Source organism: Sporosarcina sp. P2, assembly GCF_002743255.1.
Classification (GTDB): Bacteria; Bacillota; Bacilli; order Bacillales_A; family Planococcaceae; genus Sporosarcina.
Genome location: NZ_PDYY01000011.1, coordinates 14756 through 38846, shown reverse-complemented (window position 1 = coordinate 38846; position 24091 = coordinate 14756). Strand labels below are relative to the sequence as shown.

Sequence of the window (24091 nt, the reverse complement as noted above, 5' to 3'; positions counted from 1 at the left end):
CGTTAAACTCTTACCGAAGTGCATAGTACATTTAATACATCACCAACATTTTTCATATCAAAAGTCCTAGTTCAGTCTGTTATGCAGACTGAACTAGGATTAGAAACTAATTATGCTTTTTTCATTTCGTACATGGATGTATCTGCTTTCTGAATCAACGCCTCAAAAGTCTCTCCATCATCCGGATAAACTGCGATTCCCATTGAAGCGCTAACAACGTTGACCGATTCTATATCCAAATTGGATAATTTACTTCTTAAACACCGAACATAGTCTGAAAGAGTATCCTCTTTTAAATCGAGAATTACATGCACAAACTCGTCGCCACCCCATCGCACGACATAATCTTCTTTTTTCGCATTACTCATAATTAGTTCGGCAACTTGACGTAATAATTCATCACCTGTTTGATGACCGAATGTATCATTTATATTCTTAAAATCATCAAGATCGATTAATACTACGCCAATTTTCTTCCCTGTATTACTATATTGGGAAATCTGCTTCCTGAATACTTTATCTATTGTCCGCCGATTATATGCATTAGTTAGCGGATCTTTCTCTGCGTAAAACTTGGCTACGTCGTATTGCCTACCACCTATCCAGGCAACTAGCAAAAAAAACCCTGTCAAAATAAAGAAACTTTTTTCAAACTGATAACCTAAATAGACATTGTAATAGCCGTAACGTAAGATATTGAACAATATAACAATACACACTGCCACTACTCTACCTCTATACCCCATACTATATCCCCATATCAAACTACTCTTTTCTTTATCTTACCACAGATGAAATACACTAGAAAAGAGAATGGTTAATCGAAAATGCACAGACTATAGTACTTTCTAGTTCACAGTCTGAGTGAGCCTCGGAATCCTCTTGCAGCATAATACGACTCTGCTCCATTGTGATACAAAAATACTTGATCATATCGACGATCACAAAAAAGAGCTCCACCACGTTTCCTGATTTCTTCTGGTGTCTGCACCCAGCTCGATGTTTTTCTATCGAACTCCCCAAACTGTTGGAGCCAACGGTATTGTTCCTCTGTCAATAATTCAATTCCCATCTCATTCGCCAGATCCATCGCGTTATTCTCCGGCTTGTTCTTCTTTCTAGATTCTAAAGCTTTTCGATCATAGCAAACACTTCGGCGACCGACAGGACTCTCTGCTGAACAATCAAAAAAGATATATTGGTCCGTGATTTCATCATAATCCACCACGTCTGGTTCCCCTCCTGTAACTTCCATTTCATTGAGGGACCATAGCTTTTCCCCGTTTTCTAAAAGCTTGGCATGTAATGAAGACCAATCCATATCTGCGTGGCGAAACATATTATTCACGAAACGTAATTGAAGTGTTTCGAGGATTTTTTCCTGTTGTTCTGTTGATAACCTGTTATTTACATTTGTCATGTTCTCTTCCTCCTTATTCACTCTAACGCACTGGTTACTAGGTGTAGTATGTTCATTTTAATTTTTTATACAAGTAGTTGAGCCATTTTTTCAAACTATCATACGAAAATTAATTGTCATACTGTGCCCGGTGACTAGAAAACGTAAAGGTACTACCTCACAGATCTCTCGGATTTTTCTATGGATTAACAGATTTCACTTATAAACATGGTATAATAATAAGCAGATTATTACCATACTATCGTTATTACATCGGACTAATGAAAAATGACCCTGATTTTCGGGAGGAGATTTTAAGATGAATGAATATATGAATATTCTAGTCGCGGTAGATGGTTCAAGTGAGGCAAGACGGGCTTTTTATAAATCGATAGAAGTTGTAAAGCTAGAAGAAAATGCGAGATTGCACATCGTCAGCGTCATTGATATCTTTTCGATTGACGAAGATGACACTTCCTATCTGGAACGGGAAGAGCAACGCATAGGGGATTTGCTGAATAGCTATAAAACCCTTGCTAAAGATAAAGGTATTGACGATGTGGAAACATACATCAAACATGGTGATCCGAAAGTAAGTATTTCCAAAGAACTTGCTCAAGTAATAGAAGCCGACTTAATCGTCTGCGGTGCTCAAGGTGTGAAGAACGCAGAGCATTTTTTTCTAGGCTCTGTCTCTGAGGCAATTGTTTTGACTGCATCCTGTGACGTATTGGTCGTCCGAGGGAGTGTAAAATAATACATGAATGCCTGTATAACAGTAGACTAAAAAATCCGCTGTTACACAGGTATTCGTTTATTTTTTATAAACAATTTCCATTCCCTTTTGATCCAATAAGTATCGAAGACCTTCACGGAAATTCGTAAACGCACGAATTTGATTAAATTTCGATACATTGGATAGAATTAAATTTTGAGCAAACTCCGGTGAAAAACCTACAAAAATGGTTTCTGTGCCCATTAATTGCAACACACTGACCAATTCATTAATTTTTTCACTCAATAACTCATACCCCATATTTTCTTCTACTGTCAATGTGCTGATATCGGTAAAATCAATGACTACTGTAAGTATGTTGTTAGCAGATATTCTTTGCACAATCTTTTCTTGGATATGCATAAAGCGTCCTACTGAAAGAACTCCGGTTAGCGGAACTAAAATGGTTTCTGGTACGATAGAAGGAATTATGGGCGCTGATAAATCCTCTATAATTTTCTCATACTTTATCATTTGTTTTCTAAGTTCTGTAATTTCTTGTGCTGAATTTGTTTCTCCATTCATGTAAGAGTCCCCCACCTAGCAAGTAATATTGTATATTCACATACTTATATTTTCATGGATTAATCATACCATAAGATGATTCCAGTTCGTTGCAAATCATTGAAACTTTAAGTCTAACACTATAGACTAACTTAGTAATCGCCCAATCATAGGGGTTCAATTATATGACCTATCAACCGGATACAAAGCTGCCTTCAGAACTCATTCAACAACTCGGGTCTTCAAAGTTAGTAAACATATACACAAGATAATGGGCATTAGGTGCTCCGGCATCTATTCGATTGATTGACATTTCACGTAAAGTAACAAATAATAAAAGGTAAGCGCTTTCAAAAAAGAGTATCTTATATCAAATACAACGAGAATGGTTCTTGAATCTTTCTATCCGAACGGTTCTCTTTAAGGAGCAAACACATATGGCATTCACGAGCTTAAACCAACTGATCGAGCATGCGGAACAGAGTCAAAAACCAATATACGAGTTAATGATTCAGTCTGAAATTAAGCAAAAAAGCATGCAGAGGGAAACTATCATCAAGAAAATGTCAGAACAGTTTACGGTGATGGAAGAAGCTGTTCGTAAAGGGACAACTACATCCGTGATGTCACGCACAGGACTAACTGGCGGTGATGGACAGCGCTTATATGACTATGCCGAAAAGGGGAATTCTTTCGTTCATCCTTCTACTCTACACACCGCTGCAAATGCGCTAGCTGTCTCAGAGGTAAATGCGAATATGGGACGAATCGTCGCAACCCCTACTGCGGGATCAGCAGGAATCTTGCCTGCCGTTCTCGTACATGCGCTAGATAGTGGCAAGTACACACGCGAACAAATTGTCTTATCCATGTTCACGGCTTCCGCGCTAGGCTTAGTCATCGCCAATCGCGCTTCCATTTCTGGAGCTGCAGGAGGATGCCAAGCAGAAGTCGGCTCCGCTACTGCAATGGCGGCAGGAACATTAGTGGAACTTGCCGGTGGCACACCTGACCAAGTCGGTCATGCAATAGGTATTGCGCTGAAAAACTCATTGGGACTTGTTTGTGATCCTGTGGCGGGTCTTGTAGAAATCCCTTGTATCATTCGAAATGGACTACATGCCATCACAGCTGAAGCGGCTGCAGATATGGCGATGGCAGGAGTGGTGAGTATCATCCCTCCAGACGAAGTGATCCATGTCATGCATGAAGTCGGACAGAATATGCCAGAGTCACTGCGCGAAACGGGTATCGGTGGCCTAGCTGGTACACCCACAGGGCAAAAACTGAAAAACCAAGTATTCGGGAAAGAAAAAGAGTCAAAAGAAAAAAGCAGTGGTGCGCCTGCTAAATACCAAAGTGCCTATGAAATCATTGGTCCTGTCATGATTGGGCCATCAAGCTCCCACACTGCTGGAGCCGTACGAATTGGAAACGTTGCACATCAGCTATTGAACGAGCAACCCATTTATGCGATGTTTTCACTAATGGGTTCTTTCGCAACGACTTATCAAGGACACGGTACCGACTTGGCACTTCTTGCCGGTGTCATGGGGTACAATACGACAGATGATAAAATTCCGCATGCGAAAGAACTTGCGATTGAGACGGGATTAGAATATGAATTTACGAAACGTGTGCTTGGGAGCTATCATCCAAATACCGTGCTCGTAGAGTTAACAGGACCGACCAACAAAATAAAAGTCCTCGCCAGTTCACTTGGCGGAGGCAAAATCGAAGTCCAGGAACTTGATGATTATCCATTAAAATTCTCAGGCGAACGTCCAGCACTATTGATTCGCCACACCGATCAAAAAGGCGTCATTGCAGATCTTTTAGGTATTCTCTCGAGAAAAGGAATCAATATTGCCCGTATGGCGAATGAACGATTTGCAATTGACGGTCCCGCTATTACGATTTGTGAAATCGATAGTTCTGTAGATGAAGAAATGCTTATGGAGTTAAAACGCGACGTACCTATTATTGATGATATTGTATTAGTAGAGACAGAATAAACACGCAGTAAAATACCAGACTTGAAGACACTTTCTATTGTCTTCAAGTCTGGTATATTTTTTACCGTATTCCTTTACATCCAACTATTATTTTTCCATCCAAGCTGGTTTACCGAAACCTTTAAATTCGGATTCAATCACTTCTAAAAACTGCTCAGATTCTACTACTTCAATAATGTCCTTCGCAAATTGCTTATCTACGTTTTCTGTTTTTACGGCTACAACATTACGGAACTGATCGGGCATATCTTCTAAAGCTAATGCGTCTAACAAATCCATATTTGCTGCAATTGCAAAGTTACCAGGGACTGCAGCTAAGTCAGCCCCCTCTACCGAACGAGGCAATTGTCCTGCTTCAACCGGCTGAATCACTAAGTTTTTTGGGTTCTCCGTGATATCTTTTTCAGATGCCGTTAATTGGTCAATGCCTTCATCCATTTTCACTAACCCTACATCTTCCAATACGTATAACGTTCTCGCAGCATTCACTGGATCATTTGGAATAGTAATAGTTGATCCCTCTTCAATTTCATCAAGAGATTTATATTTGTTTGAATAAATACCTAATGGCGCGGTCGGTACGATAATCAATTCAGAGAGTTCCATTTTATTTTCTTTCTCGAAGTTTTCCAAGTACGCGATATTTTGGAACAGGTTCGCATCTATATCTCCGCTATCCAACGAAATATTGGGTTGTATATAATCACTAAATTCCGTGATTTCAACGGTATATCCTTTTTCCTCAAGTCCAGGTTGTATTGCTTTTTTCAGCATGTCACTATAAGGACCTGCAGTTGCACCAAAGTGAATATTTTTATCGTCATCCGATTTTTCAGTAGACTTTTCTTCTCCACAAGCCGCTAATGCCGCAACTAACGCAGTTAGAATGAATGCAAGTACCAGTTTCTTCATAATCCATCTCTCCCCTATTATCTTTTATCTATCATTTTTGAAAAACGATCCCCACCAAATTGAATCAACTGCACCAGTACTATTAGAATGGCGACGGTGACAAGCATAATACTGTCATCATATCGGTAATAGCCAAAACGTATTGCGAGGTCCCCAATTCCACCTCCGCCAACAAATCCAGCCATTGCTGAATAGGCAACTAAGTTGATTAACGTCAGTGTAAGTCCTTGGATAATACTCGACTTTGATTCAGGTAATAACACATTCCAAATAATCATCCAGGGCGAAGCACCCGTTGAAATTGCTGCTTCTATAACCCCTTTATCAATTTCACGCATGGATGTTTCAACAATTCTTGCAAAGAAAGGAATGGCTGCAACGGAAAGCGATACACTGGCAGCTGCTGGTCCAATCGTACTTCCGACAATCAGTTTCGTCAAAGGTATTAGAGCCACAAGTAGTATAATAAATGGGATGGAGCGAATGATGTTGACGAGAAACCCAACAACCGAATTAATTGCACGGTTCTCTAAAAATAATCCTCTATCTGTTGTAAATAACAGAACGCCAAGCGGCAATCCAATAATCAGCGCAATCGTAAGTGAGATGCCGATCATGTACAATGTTTCACCAAATGCTTTTGTAATATCCGGCATGAGTTCCATGATGTGAGATAGATCAAACATGTTGTCGGATCACCTCCACTTGTGCGTTTTGTTCAAGTATGTATGCAATCCCTTGCTCCACTTCTTCACGCTCACCTTGTAATTCCATCAAGAAAATCCCAAGTGCTCGTTCTTGAATATATTCAATCGAACCATGCAGGAAGTTCCCTTTGACCTTATATTTCTGCATCGTATCGGAAATTACACCCTCCATCGCTACTTCACCTTTAAATGTGATTTTTATCAATGTACCGACCAAATTGGACATGACGGCTTCAGGAATGTCGTAAGACACCACACTGCTGATAAACTCCTTCGTCAATGGTTGAACTGGATGAGAAAAGATGTCATATACTTGCCCTTCTTCTATCACTTTTCCGTCTTGCATAATCGCCATGCGATCACAAATCTCTTTTACCACATTCATCTCGTGCGTAATTAAAACAATGGTGATATTCATTTCTCGATTGATCTTTTTTAACAATCGTAAAATGGACATGGTCGTGTTAGGGTCCAGTGCGGATGTCGCTTCATCACAAAGCAAAACGGATGGATTATTGGCTAGTGCTCTCGCAATACCAACGCGTTGTTTCTGTCCCCCGCTTAGCTGGGCAGGATATACATTGCGTTTGTCAGACAGCCCCACCATTGCAAGAAGTTCCATTACACGGCTCTCTATTTTATCTGAAGACATTTTTGCTGCTTGTAAAGCGAATGCGATATTTTCGAAAATGGTCTTTTGACTAATTAAATAAAAGTGCTGAAAAATCATTCCGATCTTCAAGCGTGCCTGCCGAAGCTCGATTCCTGAAAGTTTCGTTAAGTTTACACCATCTATTAAAATAGTGCCGCTCGTTGGCCTTTCCAACAAATTCAAACAACGTATAAGAGAACTTTTTCCGGCCCCTGAATAACCGACAATGCCAAATATTTCTCCAGTCTCGATGTCTAGTGATACGTCATCTACACCTTTTATCACTTTTTCTTTTGTCTGATATTCCTTAGACAAATGTTGAATTTGGATCATGTTCTCACTTCTTTCTACATTCAAGTAAATAATAATCATCAACAGTTGGTTATAGTTTATTTCTAAATAAAAAAATCTTTCATTTTTCTAAATGAAAGACGGACTGAAATATTCTCAGCTTATCTCTCAGATGGAAAACCATACTGTAGGATTTGGCACCTTCCTTGTATTATGCAAGGGGTTGCTGGACATCGTCGGGCCATTTCCCTCCGTCGCTCTTGATAAGAGATTGCTATTAAATTATATGCATAAAACATATACTAATCTGAATTAATAAAACTGTCAAGGTGAATAACGCCAATTCATTAGAATATCCGACTTATTCTATCAGTTTTAAATTCCATTTACTAGTTTTGGCAATTCTCTAGAATCGAATAACCATCCTTCTATTGAAAAGTCTAGTATGATCTATGTATACTTAACGCACATACCCTATCAAAGAAAGAAGGAATAGACTATGGCATTATCCAACCGATTACAACAACTCCCTCCGCATTTCTTTACATTATTATTAAATAAAATAGAAAAGGCTATGGATGAAGGCAGAGATGTGATTAACCTAGGACGTGGAAATCCTGATCAGCCAACACCTCCTCATATTATTAAAGCATTGCAAGAAGCAGTTGAAGATCCAGCTACACACGGTTATTCTCCATTTCGGGGGACCCTTGCTTTAAAACAAGCAGTCGCTGAATATTATCAGCGTGAATACAATGTCACGATTGATCCCGAAACAGAAGTTGCGGTACTTGGCGGTACAAAAATAGGTGTCGTAGAACTACCTCTTGCTATTATGAATGAAGGTGAATTATTATTGCTGCCAGACCCGGGTTATCCTGATTACTTATCCGGCGTCAGCTTAGCAGGTATTCGATATGATACGATGCCGCTACGTAAGGAGAATGGATTTCTCCCTGATTACGATAAATTAACGGATGATCAGAAAAAAGATGCCAAGCTCATGTACTTAAACTATCCAAGTAATCCAACGGGTGTTACAGCCACACCCGAGTTTTATGAAAAAACGGTGGCATTTGCCAAAGAACATCAGATTGCGGTCTTACAAGATTTTGCGTATGGTGGCATTGGTTTTGAAGGTAAGAAACCGATTAGTTTTTTACAAACTGAAGGTGCAAAGGAAGTCGGCATTGAAATGCTATCTCTTTCCAAAATGTACAATATGGCTGGTTGGCGAGTCGGTTTTGCAGTCGGCAACTCTGAAATAATAGAAGCATTAAATGTATTGCAAGACCATTTATTCACTGGCATCTTCCCAGCAATTCAACGTGCAGCTATTGAAGCATTGACGGGTCCCCAACAATGCGTTGAAGAGCTAGTGGCGCTCTATGAAGGTCGTTTGACGGTATTACTAACGGAATGTGAACGCATCGGTTGGGATGTTACAGCTCCTACTGGCTCATTTTTCGCTTGGCTACCTGTCCCGGAAGGCTTTACAAGTGAAACCTTCGCTGACTTATTACTGGATAAAGCAGACGTCGCGGTTTCGCCAGGGAACGGATTTGGTGTATACGGAGAAGGATATATTCGTGTCGGGTTGTTAGAAAGTGAAGAACGGTTGCAAGAAGCGGTTCGCCGTATTGAAAAGCTTGGTTTATTTAAGTAACAAGATATAATTCTACTTTTACTCTATTATATAAAAAGCCTCCTTACTCAAACCAGTATTCCTGGAATGGCAAGGAGGCTTTCACATGTATAAATAAATCATTTAAGCTATAGATTTTCTGAAATACATTAATCAAGTTCTACATTATCCAGTAATGCACGCACTTCATCTGTCGTATTTGTATTCATTAATTCATTTCTAAGTTCAGCTGCCCCACGGAATCCTTTAACATAAATCTTAAAGAATCGACGTAATGGTTTAAACAATCGTGGTTCAAGTTCTTTCGAGTATTTATCAAAAAGATCTAAATGAAGGCGCAAAAGATCCAGCAATTCTTTATGATCATGCTCTCTCTTCTCTTTTTCAAATGCAAATGGATTATTAAAAATTCCGCGTCCAATCATAACCCCATCGACGCCGTACTTTTCCACAAGCTCCATACCCATTTGACGATCGAGAATATCTCCATTGATCGTCAGCAACGTGTCGGGCGCTATTTCATCACGAAGTTTCTTAATCTCCGGAATCAATTCCCAATGCGCGCTCCCATTACTCATTTCTTTGCGAGTACGAAGATGAATCGACAAGTTCGCAATATCTTGCTCCAGTACATGTCTAAGCCATGTGTGCCATTCCTCAATGTCTGTGTAGCCAAGACGAGTCTTTACACTAACAGGTAATCCGCCAGCTTTTGCTGCTTGAATAATTGCCGCAGCTGTTTCAGGATGGTTGATTAGACCACTACCCTTACCTTTTGTTGCTACATTTGGCACAGGGCATCCCATATTAATATCCAATCCCTTAAAACCAAGTTCCGCCATCCCAATACTCATGTCGCGGAAATGTTCAGGCTTGTCCCCCCAAATGTGTGCAACGATTGGCTGTTCGTCTTCTGTAAATGCCAAACGTCCGCGCACGCTGAAAATTCCTTCCGGATGACAAAAACTTTCCGTATTTGTAAATTCCGTAAAGAATACATCCGGACGTGCGGCTTCGCTAACTACGTGACGAAAAACCACATCCGTCACATCCTCCATCGGTGCTAGTATGAAAAATGGTCGTGGTAGATCACGCCAAAAATTAGTACTCATTGTTACGTTCAAATCCTCTCTTCATAACTTTCACCTGCGTGTACAGAAATGGGTTTATTATATATACATATCCCCTACAGATGCCAGTCTTACCATTATACAAAAAATGCATCGATGAATTCCACTTCTTTGAGCTACCACCAAAAATTATTAGTAAACTACTCCTATTTGTCATGGCCACGTCAGCTGTAGTCACTAACCACTATACAATTATCGATTATTCCACTGATCTGTAAAAATTAAATCATCTAGCCTTCGTCGTTTTTCCCAATTAGCTGTTTCTAATATAGGCGCAGTAGGATAATGCTCCGTATAACCAATAGATAGAAGAGCAATCGGTTCAATATGAGGAGGGATGCTCAAAATATCGCGTACATCATTCTTTTTATAAAAACTCACCCAACCCATTGCCAGTCCTTCTGCACATGCTGCTAGCCACATATTCTGTATGGCGCAAGCAGTCGATAACATGTCTGTTTCAGGAATGGAATTACGTCCTAAGACATGTGAACCACCACGCGTCGGATCACATGTTACGCAAATAGTGATGGGTGCTTCTTTCAATCCTTGTATTTTTAAGCCAAGGAACTTTGTCTCTTTTTCTGCCTCGTCTTCATAATGAATCGCTAGCGCGCGTCTTTCTTTGTCAGCTGCCCAGGCCAACTTTTCTTTCGTTTCATCAGATGAAACGATCACGAAATTCCAAGGTTGCATGAAGCCGACTGAAGGTGCTTGGTGAGCGGCTTTTAATATGTTATGTATCGCCTCTTCCGGAATAGGAGTCGGTAAAAAACTTCGCACATCTCTTCTATTATAAATTACCTTGTAAATTGCATCTTTTTCTTCTTTCGAAAACACGTGCCATCTCTCCCCTAGTCGTTTACGTAATATAGTGTACTGTTTGTTATCGATCAACACGAGTTTATTATAGTGAAGTAGTTAGTCCATTTCAAAGATAATAAAAGTGGCTTCAACCGTTTTAAAAATCATCGGTTGAAGCCACTTTACGATATACCATTCGAAATAAATATGCTCAAGTCTCGTCCGTTTTCGTAATGGATACTCCACGTTCCGCAAATACTGTTTGAGCGACAGATAGAGCATTCAGCACGCTCGGGAATCCTGTGTACGGTATTAGGTGCATAATACAACCGATAATCTCGTCCGGCGTCAAGCCTACATCAAGACCTGTTTTGATATGCATCTGAATTTGCGGCTTGCCTTGTGCCACAAGAGCCGTAATCGTCGTCAGGACCTTCTGTTTATTATCCAATCCAGGTCGCGAATAAATATCTCCAAATGCAAATTCTACAACATATTTAGTCAAATCCGGTGCTACATCTTTGAAGCTCTCTCCAATTTCCATCTCACCTGCTGGGTTATCTTCACCCGATAACGTAAGTTCCATTAACTTTTCCAAACCACGCTGATAGCGATCTTCCGCCATTTCAAAAACCTCCTCGATTATAGTATCCGCTATTTCATCAAAACTGTACGTACGCGTTCTGTCGTATCATTGACTAGCGGTGATACTACTAGTGTAGCAAACTTTGTAAGAATACAAAATCATTCGTCTGCCTTTACAATGGTAACTACTACGTGCAACACAAAATAAATAACTTGCATACTAGCTTGCTAAACTAGCAAGTGAAATAGTATGATTTGATAGTATGGTCCTATTACGATTTATTCGTAATCATGCATACAAGTAACTATAAATAAGGAGTGACTTACATGAAAAAATTGATATTCGCATTTATGTTAGCAGTACTAAGCTTTTCCATCGCTCTTCCCACTGGGACAAATGCAGCAGCGAAAACGACTACTATGTATGTGCATGCAAAGAATGACATCGTACTACGCACAAAGCCATCCCAAAATGCAGATAGAATGGGTACTATCAAAAACCATTCCAAGTTAACGGTCTTTTCTTCATCCAATGGATGGTCACATGTACAAGCAGGCAAGAGTAAGGGATTCGTGTATACGTCCGCATTGTCTAAAAAGAATCCTAACGCCGCACCCACTACTGTAAACGGTGGTTTGTCGCCAGCGGGTGGTCTGACCCTCACTTACGAGCCTTCATTTATGGTTAATACTAAAGAAACTTTTATTACTAGAAGAGATGGAGAAACTACTTACTTATTCAATAAGAATAAAAAATCGCCTTTCTCTTATGCAGAATTTGTATATCATGAAGACAAAAATAGACTTTTAATGGGAGTGGCAGAATCTGACTTTATTTTTGTTGATGCCGTACTTCCTTTAAGACAAGGTACAAGCTTTACCGAATACCATTTTGAACAAAACTATAAAGTATTAGTGGAAAGCACGACAAAGACGATCAAAGTTAAAGCCGGTTCTTTCCGCAATGTCGTCATACTTCGTTACCCGAACGGTTCCAGGGAATATCTTGCAAAAGGGATTGGAATTATCAAAAGCACAGATATAAATGGGAAAGTTTATACGGAGTTAACTGCTGTGAAGCAAAAGAAATAATATTGATAAATAAAAAACGCTGCCAGAATAGAGCAGCGTTTTTCTATCCCGATCAATATCAACCACATTTACTACTAGATAGTCTCCCTATCGTTTATACTTAAAACAACCAAACAATTAGGGAGGTCTGCACTATGGAGTTTAAAAGTATCGAGGAACAAGTCATTCAAAAATATAAAGACGACGAAAACTTGATGATCCGCTTATTTGTCCAGTGGTGCGCGAATCATAAACTGGACCCGCAAGCACTTTATCAGAGAGCATATCCAGAACAACAAGCAAATCCCGCGCTAAAGGAAGTCGTGGAAAGCAATGATGAATTCGACGAGCTACATATAGATAATGAAACGATGCTGGATGTGCTACAACTATTCGGTAATGATGATTTGGCATTTGTGATTGCAGATGAAATAGGTAAATTCAAATCATAAAACGCGCTTGTGAGAGAAAAATTTTCCGTTTGCTTATGCCATCAAACGTGGTTAGTTTCTCTCACAGGTTTCACCATTTTTCACTTTCCTACCTACTATTAGGATGGCTGAATATAACACAAGTGCGATGCCGACTAACTGTAACGGAAGCAATTGATCACCGAGAAACAATACGCCAACTATAACTGCAACAATGGGTTCAATCGTCGCAAGAATCGATGCCTTTCCTGCTTCTAAATGCTTTAAACCCGATGTATATAACACATACGCTGCCACAGTGGAAACTAACGCCAGTAGTAAAGCCGCTATCCAAACATCAATATGTTGAAATGTATCGACCTTGCGCCAGATATCACTTGTCATCGACATGAAAAAGGCCATATAAAAGAATGTATACGTAGTAATCGTCAATGCCGAATATCTTTTCGTTATCGGCTTGGTGAAAACACTATACAATGCATAGCAAAACCCCGAAAGAACACCCATGAACAGCGTCTGACTCGGAATACTTTCCGATCCGAGCGGCAATAGCCTAACCACTAATGCACAACCTACAATAGCTGATGCTAATGCTAAAACTTTGCGTGTGGTCAGCGGTTCCTTAAAGAAGATCCGCGATAAAACCATCACGAATATCGGTCCTGTATATAATAACGTCACGGCAAGAGACAAGCTGGATCGTGAAAACACTTCGAAGTAAAAGTAGTTAAATAGTGAAAGACTGAAAATACCTGCACTCGCAAAAAATAAATGATCTTTTATTCGTGTCCGTAACTGATCACGAAAAAACAGCATCATAATGGCAAACAAAAACACAAAGCTGAAGATTCCTCGAATCGCTACTACATCCCAAGCTGTGAATCCTCGTGCATACAGTGGCGCTATGAATAAACCGATCAATCCCCAACAGACGGCTCCTGCAATTGTGAGTACATATGGCTTCGCGCCAGGCAACGTTTCCACCTTGATCCCCCCAGTCTACTACATGCGTTGATGGTCCCATTTAATGCATATCTACTTCGATTGTGTATCATCTCAGAATTCACTTCATTTTCAGTGGGTTACTGTAAATTTCCTGCTACTCCATAAGTAAAAAATCTACACTCCCTACACCAACATTAACTTTCAAATGAATGGTAGTATCCGAATGATCGTATGCTTCATTTACATAGATGTCTTTGCCCTTAGATAGTAAGCCCTTCGTTCCCACGCTACCAATACCCTTTGAAACGGATATTTTAACTCCAGTCCCTTTAGGTAAATAAATTTTTGCATCGCCCACTCCTAAGTTGATATCCGCGTCAAAACCATCCTTCCATTCGCCATCTAAATTGATTAGGGTATCACCAACGCCAGCGTCAATTGCTAAATGATTAAGTGGAATTCCTGCCAATCTCAATTCTGAATCGGATACACCCATTTCAACGTCAAGATTCACAGGTATTTCATTTGTCAGTTGAAGATTCCAATCATTTCGTTGCTTCCGCAAAGCTGAAAAACCTTTCATTTTTTGCTGAATCTCCACATATCCTACATCTCTTTTATTCTTATACGTAACGGACGGGTACCATTTTTTCACACTCGTATCAATGTCCCCATCCACCCATCCCGTGGCTCCGCCCTCAATTAGAAGTTTTCCTGCACCAAAACGTATCGCTACATCCAGTGACTTCGCATGGTCCTTTTCAATGGATAATGCACCAGAAACCCTGTCTGTTTTCAACCAGTCATATACCCAAAAGCTAACTACACCTAACAGCACTACTCCAACCAGTATTATCAGTTTTTTCCGCATATTCGCACCCCTTTACTCTATCATAAGCGATACTTGATAAAATTGAGTCCATCAGATGACTGAACTGTACATCAGTCTAAGGTCTGAGCGGTACATTATATGGAGTTCTATTGGTGATTATTTCTTATTAAGACGAAAAAATGCTTACACTGATACATCACAATTCAGCATAAGCAATTTCCATATTAATTATGTTTAAACTTTTACTATCTCTTTTGTTAGTTTCCCAAATTTGCCAGCGAAATATGTTAGAGCATCCCCTTCATTATTTACGAAGTTCTGTACTTCACCAACAAATAACACATGATCACCGCCATCATATTCTTGCCATGGCTTACATTCAATATAAGCAAGCGACTCTTCTAGGCGAGGGGCATGTTCACCTTCAATCCAGTTAAAAGGTGCAACTTCTTTCGGTCGTCCTGCAAAATGCATCGCGACCTCCTCTTGGCCAGAATTTAAAATATTAACGGTAAATGCATTTTTTTTCATATGTTCAAATGCTTTTGTTTTACGGTCCACTGACACTAATACAAGAGGTGGATCTAATGATACGGAAGTAAATGAGTTCGCTGTTAATCCATGAGATCCATTTTCTGTTTTGCACGTCACAACGGTTACCCCAGTTGCAAATTTCCCCATGCAGTTTCTAAATTCTTTAATATCCATTTATATGTCCCCCATAATAATTTTATTGTGCATTAATTAAAGCATATGGCTTCCTACCTAATAAGTAATAAGCTTGCTCTGCTTTTTGTTGACTGAAAAGTTCACGGATTCGTGTTGACGAAATAACTTCACCTTTTGAACACGTAACTACAGGATGTTGAAATGCATTAAAATGTTTGGTTAAATCTTCAATCGAACCACTTTTCCCACTTCCAAAGTGAAAGCCAGATCCAACCCAAATTTCTTTCGGATTAATTTTACTTAATTCATTGATAAAATCTTGCACACTTCTTGACGCGTACACCTGATCAAACGAAGCGAAAACGGTATAGGAGACACCTAACTCTTCAAGAAACTTTTTCTTTTCAGGTAGCGAAGTCAGCATGGATTGATTTTGAAAATAAACTTTGGGTGGGGGATCAAATGTGTAAACAACTAGTGGTACCCCATAATGATCCGCTTGTGCCTTAGCTTGCCTAATCAAAGCTTGATGTCCTCTATGAATCCCGTCAAATGCACCAATCGTCACAACAGATTGATTCAATTCTAGTTGATTGTTTTGAAAATAAATCATAATAGTCGCCTCGCTTTCTCAATTGTACAAAAAGAGAAGGATAAAACCCTTCTCTTCTTGAATTTTACTTATACAGTGCGCATTACAAAGTCTAGGGAGGAGATTTTATGCCCGTCTTTTTCTTCGAGCTTTGTCATTAAGTCTAAGCGAACACCGTCTGCTACATCTGTTTCTAGCCATTCATCGCCTTCGAAAAACACTTGGGTAATTAGTGTTTCATGACCTTCTGCCTCAAACATTAAATGTAAGTGTGCTGGTCGCATTGGATGCTGATCAGTATATTCTAAAAATTCCCCTGTCGGTCCATCAGTCGGAATTGAATACGGAAGAGGTACTATTGTTTTAACTTCAAAGTTCCCATTTTCATCTGTATAAAAATGTCCTCTGAAATTATATTTTGGTGCATCCGAATCAAATGCTGAATACTTACCAGATGCATCATTTTGCCACATTTCTACTCTTGCTTTGGCAAGTGGTTCTCCATTTGTACTACTAACACTTCCGCTAAAGTACATGACATCACCAGCTTCATTAGGGCGTTGAGTCAATACAAGTGGTTGTCCCGGCTTAGCTTCGATGAGAGGCGTTCCTTCAACAAAATAGGGTCCTAATAGTGAAGGCTGCGTTCCAGGCTTGTCAGTATACATTGCTCTTAACACATGACTTTCTAAGAAAACGTCTGCATAAAGTGGTAGTTCTCCAGCGCGCCCTAAGCGATCTGCCCAATCCACAAATTTTGTATACTCTTCATGATTCAAATTTGCTTCTTTTAAAAAGTTTTGTACATGTGATATGAATAAGTTAAATACCTCTTCTACTCTCTCATTTTTCTTTGATAATTGTTTTACCATTTTAATTTCCTCCCCTATTTTACGTTTCATACTTTTAAAAACTTACTTTTTTCCATAAACATGTACATCGTCGTTATTAATCCAAGTCGGATTAACCCAACCATCTAAATCGTAATCATCCATACATTTCTGTACAAAATCTTCAAATTTTTGTGCTCGACCACTAGCTTTTGCCGTTATTAAGTTTTCCAAGCGTATATTTTCGTTGTTACCTGAATAATTTCTTTCATATAACTCGTGTCGACCACCATATTCAGTTCCAATTGCATCCCAAAGTAACTTAATCACTTTGATCTTTTCCTCAGCTTCTACACCGTTTGATCCACGGTATAATTTATCAATGATAGGACGCAGTTCAGCATTTTTAAAATCAGCAGCACTAGACGGCTGTACAATTAAACTTCCCGCAACAACTGTCTCTACAATATTTTTCACATGTGACCAACCATCAGACATGAACACACGATATGCCAAGCCATATTCTAGATTAGGTAAAACAGTATTGTTAGCTCCTTTTTCAGGATTTAATGCCATTGCATCACTCATAGCCCAAAACATATTACGATATGCAATGACTTCACCAATTTGGGCTTGAACACCGCGGAATGAATCCGTTCCATTCCCACGTAATGCCTTAATAAGTAGACCTGAAATGAAGTCCAATTTTACGGCGAATCTTGTTACACCGTGGAAAGTTAAACGGTGAAGGAATCCACTTTCAGCAAAAAACGTATTCGCTTTTTCAATATCTTTGTAAACTAACACGTTCTCCCATGGTATGAGAGCGTTCTCAAAAACTAGTACGGAATCATTTTCATCGAAACGACTACTAAGTGGATAGTCGAAAGGACTTCCTGTAACAGCTGCATTCATTTCATAAGATGCTCGACAGACTAATTTAATACCCGGTGTATTCATATCTGCAACGAAGACAAGTGCATATTCTTCGCTAGGTATTGCAAGTGCACCGTAATGAGCAACGAAGTTATAATTTGTAAGTGCAGAACCTGTTGCGACCATCTTCGCACCACTTACTAAAATCCCTTCTTCTGTTTCACCCACCGCATGAATAAAGACATCTTTCACTTCATCAATTGGCTTATCGCGATCAACAGGAGGATTAATTATCGCATGGTTGAAGAACCAGTTTTTCTCTTGAACTTCTTTGTACCACCTTCTCGCATTGTCGGCGTACTCACCATAATACTCTGGGTTTGCACCTAACGTTGCCAAGAATGAAGCTTTATAATCTGGAGAACGTCCCATTTGTCCATAAGACATTTTAGCCCACTCCGCTATCGCGTCCCGCGTTTTGAATAAATCTTCAGGTGTTTCATCGGGTACGAAGAAACGCTGTGTATAACCACCGTTACCAGTATCTGTTTCCCTTGTTAAAATATCTTTACGTATTGGATCATGTAATGCATCATAAAGGCTAGCAATAGAACGAGCACTGTTTCTAAAGCCAGGATGAGTCGTTACATCCTCTACTTTCTTACCGTGTAGCCATATTTCACGATTATCTCTTAAGCTCTCAAGGTATTCTTTACCGGTCATAGGTAATCTAACTGCTTGTTTTACTGTCATTAATATACCTCCTCTTATTTGTAGGCGCTTACTAATCTGAATATTACATTCATTTTCAAAAGTTAGTAACTGTAAATAAATATTAATAATCGATTATTGACTAGCAACTTTTGTGGAAATGATTTAATCTAATCTTTTCACTCCGGGGTCTACATAGGCTAACAATAATAAAAGACGAATCAAAAATCGATTCGTCTTGGTTCTCCATTAATTTCCCATTACTTTTAATCCAAAGTAGATCCTTGTGGCTAATTGTCCATTAAATCGACCTGATCCTGTTTTTAAATCGATATCACTTAATGACTCGATTTTTTCAATACGATAACGTAGACCTGCTATAGATAGATGTAATTCGTCGGCAGTTTGTTGAAGATTGCCGTTATTATCTAAATAAGACTTTAGCGTAATGAGCAAACTACCTGAATTAGCTTCATCATATTTAACTAACGTGCCAATAGTCTTCATATAAAACATCAGAAGTTCCTCATGATCTGTACCTTTTAAGAACATCATAATTCCTTCAAAGTCTTTATACGTTGCCTGTCTACTTCTCACCGGATAAGTTAGCTGAACAAAATCACAAATCTGTTTGGCATCAACGTAACTTTCCCTAAGCTTATAAACGGATTCTACTAAACGTCCAGAACCTATATGCAAAATAATATCGGGTAAACGTGCTTTAATTTCATTCAATAGCTTAACAGATAGAGCTTCAATACCTTGATCTTCAATTTCCGCACTAATGATGACGATAAAATGATCTTTCAAAAATAAATCAAACAAAGGATATTTTTTCGTCAAAAAATATAACACTCTCTCCTTCATCTTTTGCGGTATCACTTTCAGTACAATAATACGATGAGGTTCATTAATATTAAATCCAAAAATTGCTGCCTGTCTATTTATTATATTTTCATCCATAATTTTATTATCAATCAATTCATCAAAAAAATCTTCTCTTTTACTCCAAAGTGATTCAGTTAACTTACGTTGGTGATACATTTGAATTGTAAAAACCACTAAAGCACGTTTAATAATTATTTGTTCTCTTTGATTTAATTTTTGTTTTCCAATTACCATTAGATTACCGAGCAGCACCTTATTGCTTTTAATTAAAAATGATTCAAAAAATAAACCATTTTGCTGATTTATAATGACACCGCATGCCTTCAATTTCTTATACGCCACCCGTTCTTCTTCACATTCGAAATATGACGAATATACTTCATTGTAATGATCAATGACGATGCTACGACCAAGAGTAGTACCGAGCGTATGGATTATATCATTAATATCTTTATCCTCCAAGAATAGTTCGGTTAACTGATTTTGAATCTTCTCTGATTCAATGATATTTTCATTTAGCCGTTCGATTTCAGCATACATATCGTCTAATACGGACTGCATTGACTCGCTTTGATAGTAACGTAAGTCCAATAAATGCGCTTCATCACAATGTGCTACAGTTTCAGCGACAAAGTAGCACTCGGCATCTCCCTTACCACGGCATGTTTTCTCGTACACGATTACTTCCTTACCAAAGGCACTTGTTAAGTAACCGCTTGCATAACCGATTAACGTCCAACAAATAGGCTCATTTCCAAATTCATTTTCAGATAAATGATTCTCAGATTCAAAAGAGTTTTTCCAATAACCCGTAAGATATAAATGATCATCATTAATTTCCAATATGTCGGGATCCACAGTTACAATGCCTTCTAATGTATGCATGACCGTTCCTGAGATTATTAGTTCCTCCAGGGACTCCCAGTCATATCTCATTTTTATGGATTCAGCAGCCCGCTTGCCACAAGCCCAGCCATATCGCATTAAAAATCCTTTGGTACGTTCTTTGCCAAGCGTATTAATTAAATCATTACATAAAATACTAAGTGCTTCTACCGAAATTAATCCCATTCTTTTATCATGAAGTTTAATGATCCCCGTACGAGGATTGATATCAATCAAATTCTGTAATATCAAGTGATTAGCTTTCATCAAATTATCTCCCTTCACCTTCTTAACAGCCCATGCGCCAAAAAACTTGTTTTGCAATCCACTTTCTATAGTGATTTAAGTGACAGCCGCAATGCTTGATACATCAATATTCTCAGAATTATTACATTCCATTTATAAGGAAATATAAACAAATAACCCTGACATATCCCGTACAAATACTATACCCGTAATCAATAAACCATACAAAAATAGCCAGAATGAGTCCAATTAAATATAGACTTCACACCGGCTAGATCGATTATTTTATTAACGCCAAATAATCGGCATTATCAAATTTATTCATTAGTCTCGCTCAACTAAGGTAGAGATACCCTGTCCCACGCCAATACACATCGTTGCTAAACCTAATTTACTATTTCGACGTTTCATTTCATGTATGAGTGTTGCCAATATTCGGGTACCGCTCGCACCTAAAGGATGGCCCAACGCTATAGCACCACCGTTAACATTAACCTTTTCAATAGGTAGATGCAGATTATCAATACATGCCAAAGATTGAGAGGCAAAAGCTTCGTTTAGCTCAATTAAATCCAAATCTTTCACATCTATATTTGCCTTCTTCAATAACTTCTTCGTTGAAGCAATAGGGCCAATCCCCATAACTCTTGGTTCCACTCCGGCTGTAGCAGACATTTTATAATAACCCAATATATCCAAACCCAGTTCTTTTGCTTTATCTTCTCTCATTAATAACACTGCCGCCGCACCGTCGTTAACGCCTGAAGCATTCCCAGCAGTTATCGTTCCATTAGAGAATAGTGGTCGAAGTTTTTCTAACGCATTCATCGTAGAATCGGCACGCGGATGTTCATCTGTATCAACCGTGATTTCCTCACCTTTGCGCGTTTTAAAAGTTACAGGGATGATCTCGTCTTTGAAAACACCCTTCTCTTGCGCTACTTTCGTTTTCATCTGAGATTGAAAAGCAAACTCGTCTTGTCTATCTCTTGAGATATCATAATCACTCGCAACATTTTCCGCAGTTTGCGGCATAGTGTCCACTCCATAAAGCTCTTCCATTTTCGAATTTACAAAGCGCCATCCAATCGTTGTGTCCTGAAGTTTCATATCTCCCCTTGGAAATGCACGCTCCGGTTTTGCCATTACATAAGGTGCTCGTGACATACTCTCTGTCCCACCAGCAATAATTACATCTTGTTCACCCGCAAGAATTGCACGTGCTCCAAAGTTTACCGCATCAAGTCCCGATCCGCATAGACGATTCAATGTTGTCCCACTGACCTCAATTGGTAAACCAGCTAAAAGTGCTGACATTCTTGCTACATTTCGATTCTCTTCACCTGCGCCGTTCGCATTCCCGAAAATAACATCATCAATTGTTTTAGGATCAACAGCTGGATTACGTTCCAGTAAGGCTTTGATCACCATCGCACCTAAATCATCCGCGCGAACTGTACTGAGTGCTCCTGCATATCTACCGATTGGCGTGCGAACCGCATCAATAATCGCTACTCTGCTCATTGCGCACTCTCCTTTATTAGTTGATCTGACACCGTATATTGTAGTGCTGTAAATTCTTTAATATCTTCTAATGTAAAGCCATCAGTCACTTCTATCAGTTCATATCCACTCTTTGACCACTTAAACGTAGCCCGTTCGGTAATAATTAAATCTGCCGTACGTTCTGAAGTGATGGGAAAACTACACTCATCCAATAGCTTTTTGTCGCCATCTTTTGATGTATGAAGCATTGTAACAATAATAGTTTTTGCACCTTCAAGTAAATCCATTGCTCCTCCAACACCAACGATATCTTTACCAGGAATAGCCCAATTCGCAATTCTTCCTTTGGAGTCAACTTGCAATGCTCCCAAGATAGCTATATCGATGTGGCCGCCACGAATCATAGCAAATGAATCGGCACTATGGAAATATGAAGCACCAATTGCTTCACCTACCGGTAGCTTTCCTGCGTTTACAAGTTGCGGATCCAGATGCCCTTCTTTCAATTCGGAAACCCCCAGCATACCATTTTCCGTATGGAAATAACATTCGCTATCTCCCAGATAATCAGGTACTAATGTTGGAATTCCGATTCCTAAATTAATAATGGAGTACTGTGGTATGTGGGAAGCTACTTTTCGAGCGATAATTTGCTTATAATTCATACTCTACTCTTCTCCCTTCAAGCAAAGTAGCTTTACTCTGCACAATGTAGTCTATAAATAAATGTGGTGTAATAACAGCTTCAGGATCAAGACTTCCAGCAGGCACGATTTCATCAACTTCTACAATTACTGTATTAGCAGCAGTTGCCATTAAAGGGTTAAAGTTTCGGGCAGTCTTATAATATGTCAGATTCCCCATTTCATCTGCTTTATGCGCTTTAATGATAGCTATATCTGCTTTTAGAGACTTCTGAAGAACATACGTCTTACCATCAAATACTTTTTTCTCTTTGCCTTCAGCTAGTTTAGTGCCTGCGCTTGTACTTGTATAAAAAGCGGGAATGCCAGCTCCGCCTGCTCGAATGGCTTCTGACAATGTACCTTGTGGAAGAAGTTGAAGCCGTAATTTGTTCTCATTATACATTCGGACTGCTTCTCTATTACTCGTAAAGTAAGAGCCGATTGCTGTACCTATTTTACCTTGTTGTAAAATAATGCCCAAGCCAACGCCCTCTTCTCCTACATTGTTACTGATGACAGTTAAATCTGCCACTTCTTTTTCTTCTAGTGCTTTTAGAACCGTTAATGGACTTCCGATTAATCCAAACCCTCCGACCATCACAGTCATTCCACTTGAGAATTTGTCCGCTGCTTCTTTTGCTGTAATTACTTTATCTCTCATTGGAAAACTCTCCCTTTAAAAATTTATTGATATTGCATAATAATTCTGATTGTAAATTAAAAGCTAGCTCATAATGATTTTTGTTTGTTTGTATCACTTGTATATTGGTCTCTTTCAATAAAGTTGTATAATTTGATCTGGTAAACAGTGGACGGTCAGACAGATTACCTTCTCCTGTAATGAGCAACGTCGGCTTTTCATTTTTTTCCGCTACCTTCACCACGTCGTACAAATAGAAACTATCGAAGTCTTGTTTAATCAGCTCCGAGTTCGACAGATTCCCGTACCCATCCTCTTTCTGTTTGCACTCGTATTCGATTGCCTGAATAACTAACGAATCTACTATTACTTTCAAGTTTTTATAAACATTTGCCGTTGCCTCAATATAATGCTCACAGCTTGGAAAGACATTTTCCATTCGTCCTAACGAAGGATAAACCATCTTCTTCCCCTCTACGTCTACATGGCCACCACCATCTAATAAAATCACACGCTGGACAGATGAATGTTCTCCCGCTACTCTTTGAGAAATATATGCTCCCATGGAATAGCCGAACAAACTGACTTGCTTCAGCTGCAATGAATCGATCATCTCGATAATATCCTTCGCATGCGTTTCTATAGAGGAGTCAGCTAACTGGACGGAACTATCTCCGCGGCCCCTTAGATCCACAGCTATGATTTGATAATCGTTTTTGTACTCATTTATATACTTTGTTAATTGAAATTTATTTCCAGTCAGTCCGTGTATGAAAATAATCGTTCCCTTGTCGCTGTTTTCTTCGGAATACAGGTTATAACTCAGACTTCCCCCATCCTTTAGACCAATCAACTGATCCATGT

Annotated in this window: 25 protein-coding genes and 1 riboswitch; of the genes, 5 read left to right on the top strand and 20 right to left on the bottom strand. The window is 39.2% G+C overall.

Features of this window, described 5'->3' with window-relative positions:
* Positions 1-110 precede the first annotated feature (110 nt).
* Positions 111-746, bottom strand: coding sequence for a GGDEF domain-containing protein (locus tag CSV67_RS12050; RefSeq protein ID WP_099631842.1), 636 nt, complete (start codon positions 744-746; stop codon positions 111-113).
* A 107-nt stretch (positions 747-853) separates the two neighbouring features.
* On the bottom strand, positions 854-1420 hold the full coding sequence (locus CSV67_RS12045) for a DUF4256 domain-containing protein (protein ID WP_099631841.1): 567 nt from the start codon (positions 1418-1420) through the stop codon (positions 854-856).
* A gap of 298 nt (positions 1421-1718) precedes the next feature.
* On the opposite strand from CSV67_RS12045, the gene CSV67_RS12040 reads away from it, so the two are divergent.
* Positions 1719-2156, top strand: coding sequence for a universal stress protein (locus CSV67_RS12040; protein WP_099631840.1), 438 nt, complete (start codon positions 1719-1721; stop codon positions 2154-2156).
* A gap of 57 nt (positions 2157-2213) precedes the next feature.
* On the opposite strand, the gene CSV67_RS12035 is transcribed toward CSV67_RS12040, so the two are convergent.
* Positions 2214-2699, bottom strand: coding sequence for an STAS domain-containing protein (locus tag CSV67_RS12035; RefSeq protein WP_099631839.1), 486 nt, complete (start codon positions 2697-2699; stop codon positions 2214-2216).
* 416 nt (positions 2700-3115) lie between these two features.
* Here CSV67_RS12035 and sdaAA point away from each other — a divergent pair, with 416 nt between their 5' ends.
* Positions 3116-4693: an L-serine ammonia-lyase, iron-sulfur-dependent, subunit alpha gene (gene sdaAA / locus CSV67_RS17040; RefSeq protein WP_099631838.1), complete on the top strand. Its 1578-nt coding sequence runs from the start codon at positions 3116-3118 to the stop codon at positions 4691-4693.
* Positions 4694-4780: 87 nt separating this feature from the next.
* Here the strand turns inward: sdaAA and CSV67_RS12025 are convergent, their stop codons facing one another.
* The 3 genes from CSV67_RS12025 to CSV67_RS12015 are packed head-to-tail and all read right to left on the bottom strand — an operon-like array spanning position 4781 to position 7297.
* Positions 4781-5605 carry a MetQ/NlpA family ABC transporter substrate-binding protein gene (locus CSV67_RS12025; protein WP_099631837.1) on the bottom strand — a complete coding sequence of 275 codons (825 nt, stop codon included), beginning with the start codon at positions 5603-5605 and terminating at the stop codon, positions 4781-4783.
* 17 nt (positions 5606-5622) lie between these two features.
* Positions 5623-6291 carry a methionine ABC transporter permease gene (locus CSV67_RS12020; protein ID WP_099631836.1) on the bottom strand — a complete coding sequence of 223 codons (669 nt, stop codon included), beginning with the start codon at positions 6289-6291 and terminating at the stop codon, positions 5623-5625.
* Positions 6284-7297, bottom strand: a complete 1014-nt coding sequence (locus tag CSV67_RS12015) for a methionine ABC transporter ATP-binding protein (protein WP_099631835.1) — start codon at positions 7295-7297, stop codon at positions 6284-6286. Before CSV67_RS12015 ends, CSV67_RS12020 begins: the two co-directional genes overlap by 8 nt.
* Before the next feature lie 116 nt (positions 7298-7413).
* A riboswitch (SAM riboswitch) is annotated at positions 7414-7525 on the bottom strand.
* A gap of 229 nt (positions 7526-7754) precedes the next feature.
* Between CSV67_RS12015 and CSV67_RS12010 the strand changes: the two genes are divergently transcribed.
* A complete protein-coding gene (locus tag CSV67_RS12010; protein WP_099631834.1) occupies positions 7755-8921 on the top strand; it encodes a pyridoxal phosphate-dependent aminotransferase in 1167 nt (388 codons plus the stop codon).
* Between the two features lie 128 nt (positions 8922-9049).
* On the opposite strand, the gene CSV67_RS12005 is transcribed toward CSV67_RS12010, so the two are convergent.
* The 3 genes from CSV67_RS12005 to CSV67_RS11995 all read right to left on the bottom strand — a co-directional run bounded on the left by CSV67_RS12005 (position 9050) and on the right by CSV67_RS11995 (position 11459).
* Complete coding sequence (locus tag CSV67_RS12005; RefSeq protein WP_099631833.1) at positions 9050-10012, bottom strand: tRNA dihydrouridine synthase; 963 nt, start codon at positions 10010-10012, stop codon at positions 9050-9052.
* A 210-nt stretch (positions 10013-10222) separates the two neighbouring features.
* Entirely contained in the window at positions 10223-10870 is a 648-nt protein-coding gene (bluB, locus tag CSV67_RS12000) for a 5,6-dimethylbenzimidazole synthase (protein ID WP_099631832.1), read from the bottom strand.
* 175 nt (positions 10871-11045) lie between these two features.
* Positions 11046-11459 carry a carboxymuconolactone decarboxylase family protein gene (locus CSV67_RS11995; RefSeq protein WP_099631831.1) on the bottom strand — a complete coding sequence of 138 codons (414 nt, stop codon included), beginning with the start codon at positions 11457-11459 and terminating at the stop codon, positions 11046-11048.
* Between the two features lie 287 nt (positions 11460-11746).
* Between CSV67_RS11995 and CSV67_RS11990 the strand changes: the two genes are divergently transcribed.
* Entirely contained in the window at positions 11747-12511 is a 765-nt protein-coding gene (locus tag CSV67_RS11990) for an SH3 domain-containing protein (protein WP_099631830.1), read from the top strand.
* Between the two features lie 134 nt (positions 12512-12645).
* Positions 12646-12942, top strand: a complete 297-nt coding sequence (locus CSV67_RS11985) for a hypothetical protein (protein ID WP_099631829.1) — start codon at positions 12646-12648, stop codon at positions 12940-12942.
* Positions 12943-12993: 51 nt separating this feature from the next.
* On the opposite strand, the gene CSV67_RS11980 is transcribed toward CSV67_RS11985, so the two are convergent.
* The 11 genes from CSV67_RS11980 to CSV67_RS11930 form a co-directional block, all read right to left on the bottom strand.
* Positions 12994-13905, bottom strand: coding sequence for a DMT family transporter (locus CSV67_RS11980; RefSeq protein ID WP_099631828.1), 912 nt, complete (start codon positions 13903-13905; stop codon positions 12994-12996).
* A 115-nt stretch (positions 13906-14020) separates the two neighbouring features.
* A complete protein-coding gene (locus tag CSV67_RS11975) occupies positions 14021-14737 on the bottom strand; it encodes a toast rack family protein (RefSeq protein WP_099631827.1) in 717 nt (238 codons plus the stop codon).
* Between the two features lie 195 nt (positions 14738-14932).
* The gene (locus CSV67_RS11970; protein ID WP_099631826.1) at positions 14933-15406 is read right to left on the bottom strand and encodes a flavin reductase family protein; all 474 of its coding nucleotides are present in this window, start codon (positions 15404-15406) and stop codon (positions 14933-14935) included.
* Between the two features lie 22 nt (positions 15407-15428).
* The gene (locus CSV67_RS11965; RefSeq protein ID WP_099631825.1) at positions 15429-15980 is read right to left on the bottom strand and encodes an FAD synthetase family protein; all 552 of its coding nucleotides are present in this window, start codon (positions 15978-15980) and stop codon (positions 15429-15431) included.
* A gap of 68 nt (positions 15981-16048) precedes the next feature.
* On the bottom strand, positions 16049-16831 hold the full coding sequence (locus CSV67_RS11960; protein ID WP_099631824.1) for a dioxygenase family protein: 783 nt from the start codon (positions 16829-16831) through the stop codon (positions 16049-16051).
* Between the two features lie 42 nt (positions 16832-16873).
* Positions 16874-18418 carry a 4-hydroxyphenylacetate 3-hydroxylase family protein gene (locus tag CSV67_RS11955; RefSeq protein ID WP_099631823.1) on the bottom strand — a complete coding sequence of 515 codons (1545 nt, stop codon included), beginning with the start codon at positions 18416-18418 and terminating at the stop codon, positions 16874-16876.
* A gap of 207 nt (positions 18419-18625) precedes the next feature.
* On the bottom strand, positions 18626-20416 hold the full coding sequence (locus CSV67_RS11950; RefSeq protein WP_099631822.1) for a XylR N-terminal domain-containing protein: 1791 nt from the start codon (positions 20414-20416) through the stop codon (positions 18626-18628).
* 303 nt (positions 20417-20719) lie between these two features.
* A complete protein-coding gene (locus CSV67_RS11945; protein WP_099631821.1) occupies positions 20720-21919 on the bottom strand; it encodes an acetyl-CoA C-acyltransferase in 1200 nt (399 codons plus the stop codon).
* Entirely contained in the window at positions 21916-22566 is a 651-nt protein-coding gene (locus CSV67_RS11940; RefSeq protein ID WP_099631820.1) for a 3-oxoacid CoA-transferase subunit B, read from the bottom strand. Before CSV67_RS11940 ends, CSV67_RS11945 begins: the two co-directional genes overlap by 4 nt.
* Positions 22556-23248: a CoA transferase subunit A gene (locus CSV67_RS11935; RefSeq protein WP_099631819.1), complete on the bottom strand. Its 693-nt coding sequence runs from the start codon at positions 23246-23248 to the stop codon at positions 22556-22558. Before CSV67_RS11935 ends, CSV67_RS11940 begins: the two co-directional genes overlap by 11 nt.
* Positions 23238-24089: an alpha/beta fold hydrolase gene (locus tag CSV67_RS11930; RefSeq protein ID WP_099631818.1), complete on the bottom strand. Its 852-nt coding sequence runs from the start codon at positions 24087-24089 to the stop codon at positions 23238-23240. Before CSV67_RS11930 ends, CSV67_RS11935 begins: the two co-directional genes overlap by 11 nt.
* Positions 24090-24091: the final 2 nt, after the last annotated feature.

What these genes read in the sequence shown, in the direction of transcription:
- CSV67_RS12050 (WP_099631842.1), bottom strand. Translation starts at nt 746, where the DNA reads ATGGGGTATAGAGGTAGAGTAGTGGCAGTGTGTATTGTTATATTGTTC.
- CSV67_RS12045 (WP_099631841.1), bottom strand. Translation starts at nt 1,420, where the DNA reads ATGACAAATGTAAATAACAGGTTATCAACAGAACAACAGGAAAAAATC.
- CSV67_RS12040 (WP_099631840.1), top strand. Translation starts at nt 1,719, where the DNA reads ATGAATGAATATATGAATATTCTAGTCGCGGTAGATGGTTCAAGTGAG.
- CSV67_RS12035 (WP_099631839.1), bottom strand. Translation starts at nt 2,699, where the DNA reads ATGAATGGAGAAACAAATTCAGCACAAGAAATTACAGAACTTAGAAAA.
- sdaAA (WP_099631838.1), top strand. Translation starts at nt 3,116, where the DNA reads ATGGCATTCACGAGCTTAAACCAACTGATCGAGCATGCGGAACAGAGT.
- CSV67_RS12025 (WP_099631837.1), bottom strand. Translation starts at nt 5,605, where the DNA reads ATGAAGAAACTGGTACTTGCATTCATTCTAACTGCGTTAGTTGCGGCA.
- CSV67_RS12020 (WP_099631836.1), bottom strand. Translation starts at nt 6,291, where the DNA reads ATGTTTGATCTATCTCACATCATGGAACTCATGCCGGATATTACAAAA.
- CSV67_RS12015 (WP_099631835.1), bottom strand. Translation starts at nt 7,297, where the DNA reads ATGATCCAAATTCAACATTTGTCTAAGGAATATCAGACAAAAGAAAAA.
- CSV67_RS12010 (WP_099631834.1), top strand. Translation starts at nt 7,755, where the DNA reads ATGGCATTATCCAACCGATTACAACAACTCCCTCCGCATTTCTTTACA.
- CSV67_RS12005 (WP_099631833.1), bottom strand. Translation starts at nt 10,012, where the DNA reads ATGAGTACTAATTTTTGGCGTGATCTACCACGACCATTTTTCATACTA.
- CSV67_RS11995 (WP_099631831.1), bottom strand. Translation starts at nt 11,459, where the DNA reads ATGGCGGAAGATCGCTATCAGCGTGGTTTGGAAAAGTTAATGGAACTT.
- CSV67_RS11990 (WP_099631830.1), top strand. Translation starts at nt 11,747, where the DNA reads ATGAAAAAATTGATATTCGCATTTATGTTAGCAGTACTAAGCTTTTCC.
- CSV67_RS11985 (WP_099631829.1), top strand. Translation starts at nt 12,646, where the DNA reads ATGGAGTTTAAAAGTATCGAGGAACAAGTCATTCAAAAATATAAAGAC.
- CSV67_RS11975 (WP_099631827.1), bottom strand. Translation starts at nt 14,737, where the DNA reads ATGCGGAAAAAACTGATAATACTGGTTGGAGTAGTGCTGTTAGGTGTA.
- CSV67_RS11970 (WP_099631826.1), bottom strand. Translation starts at nt 15,406, where the DNA reads ATGGATATTAAAGAATTTAGAAACTGCATGGGGAAATTTGCAACTGGG.
- CSV67_RS11965 (WP_099631825.1), bottom strand. Translation starts at nt 15,980, where the DNA reads ATGATTTATTTTCAAAACAATCAACTAGAATTGAATCAATCTGTTGTG.
- CSV67_RS11960 (WP_099631824.1), bottom strand. Translation starts at nt 16,831, where the DNA reads ATGGTAAAACAATTATCAAAGAAAAATGAGAGAGTAGAAGAGGTATTT.
- CSV67_RS11955 (WP_099631823.1), bottom strand. Translation starts at nt 18,418, where the DNA reads ATGACAGTAAAACAAGCAGTTAGATTACCTATGACCGGTAAAGAATAC.
- CSV67_RS11950 (WP_099631822.1), bottom strand. Translation starts at nt 20,416, where the DNA reads ATGAAAGCTAATCACTTGATATTACAGAATTTGATTGATATCAATCCT.
- CSV67_RS11945 (WP_099631821.1), bottom strand. Translation starts at nt 21,919, where the DNA reads ATGAGCAGAGTAGCGATTATTGATGCGGTTCGCACGCCAATCGGTAGA.
- CSV67_RS11940 (WP_099631820.1), bottom strand. Translation starts at nt 22,566, where the DNA reads ATGAATTATAAGCAAATTATCGCTCGAAAAGTAGCTTCCCACATACCA.
- CSV67_RS11935 (WP_099631819.1), bottom strand. Translation starts at nt 23,248, where the DNA reads ATGAGAGATAAAGTAATTACAGCAAAAGAAGCAGCGGACAAATTCTCA.
- CSV67_RS11930 (WP_099631818.1), bottom strand. Translation starts at nt 24,089, where the DNA reads ATGGATCAGTTGATTGGTCTAAAGGATGGGGGAAGTCTGAGTTATAAC.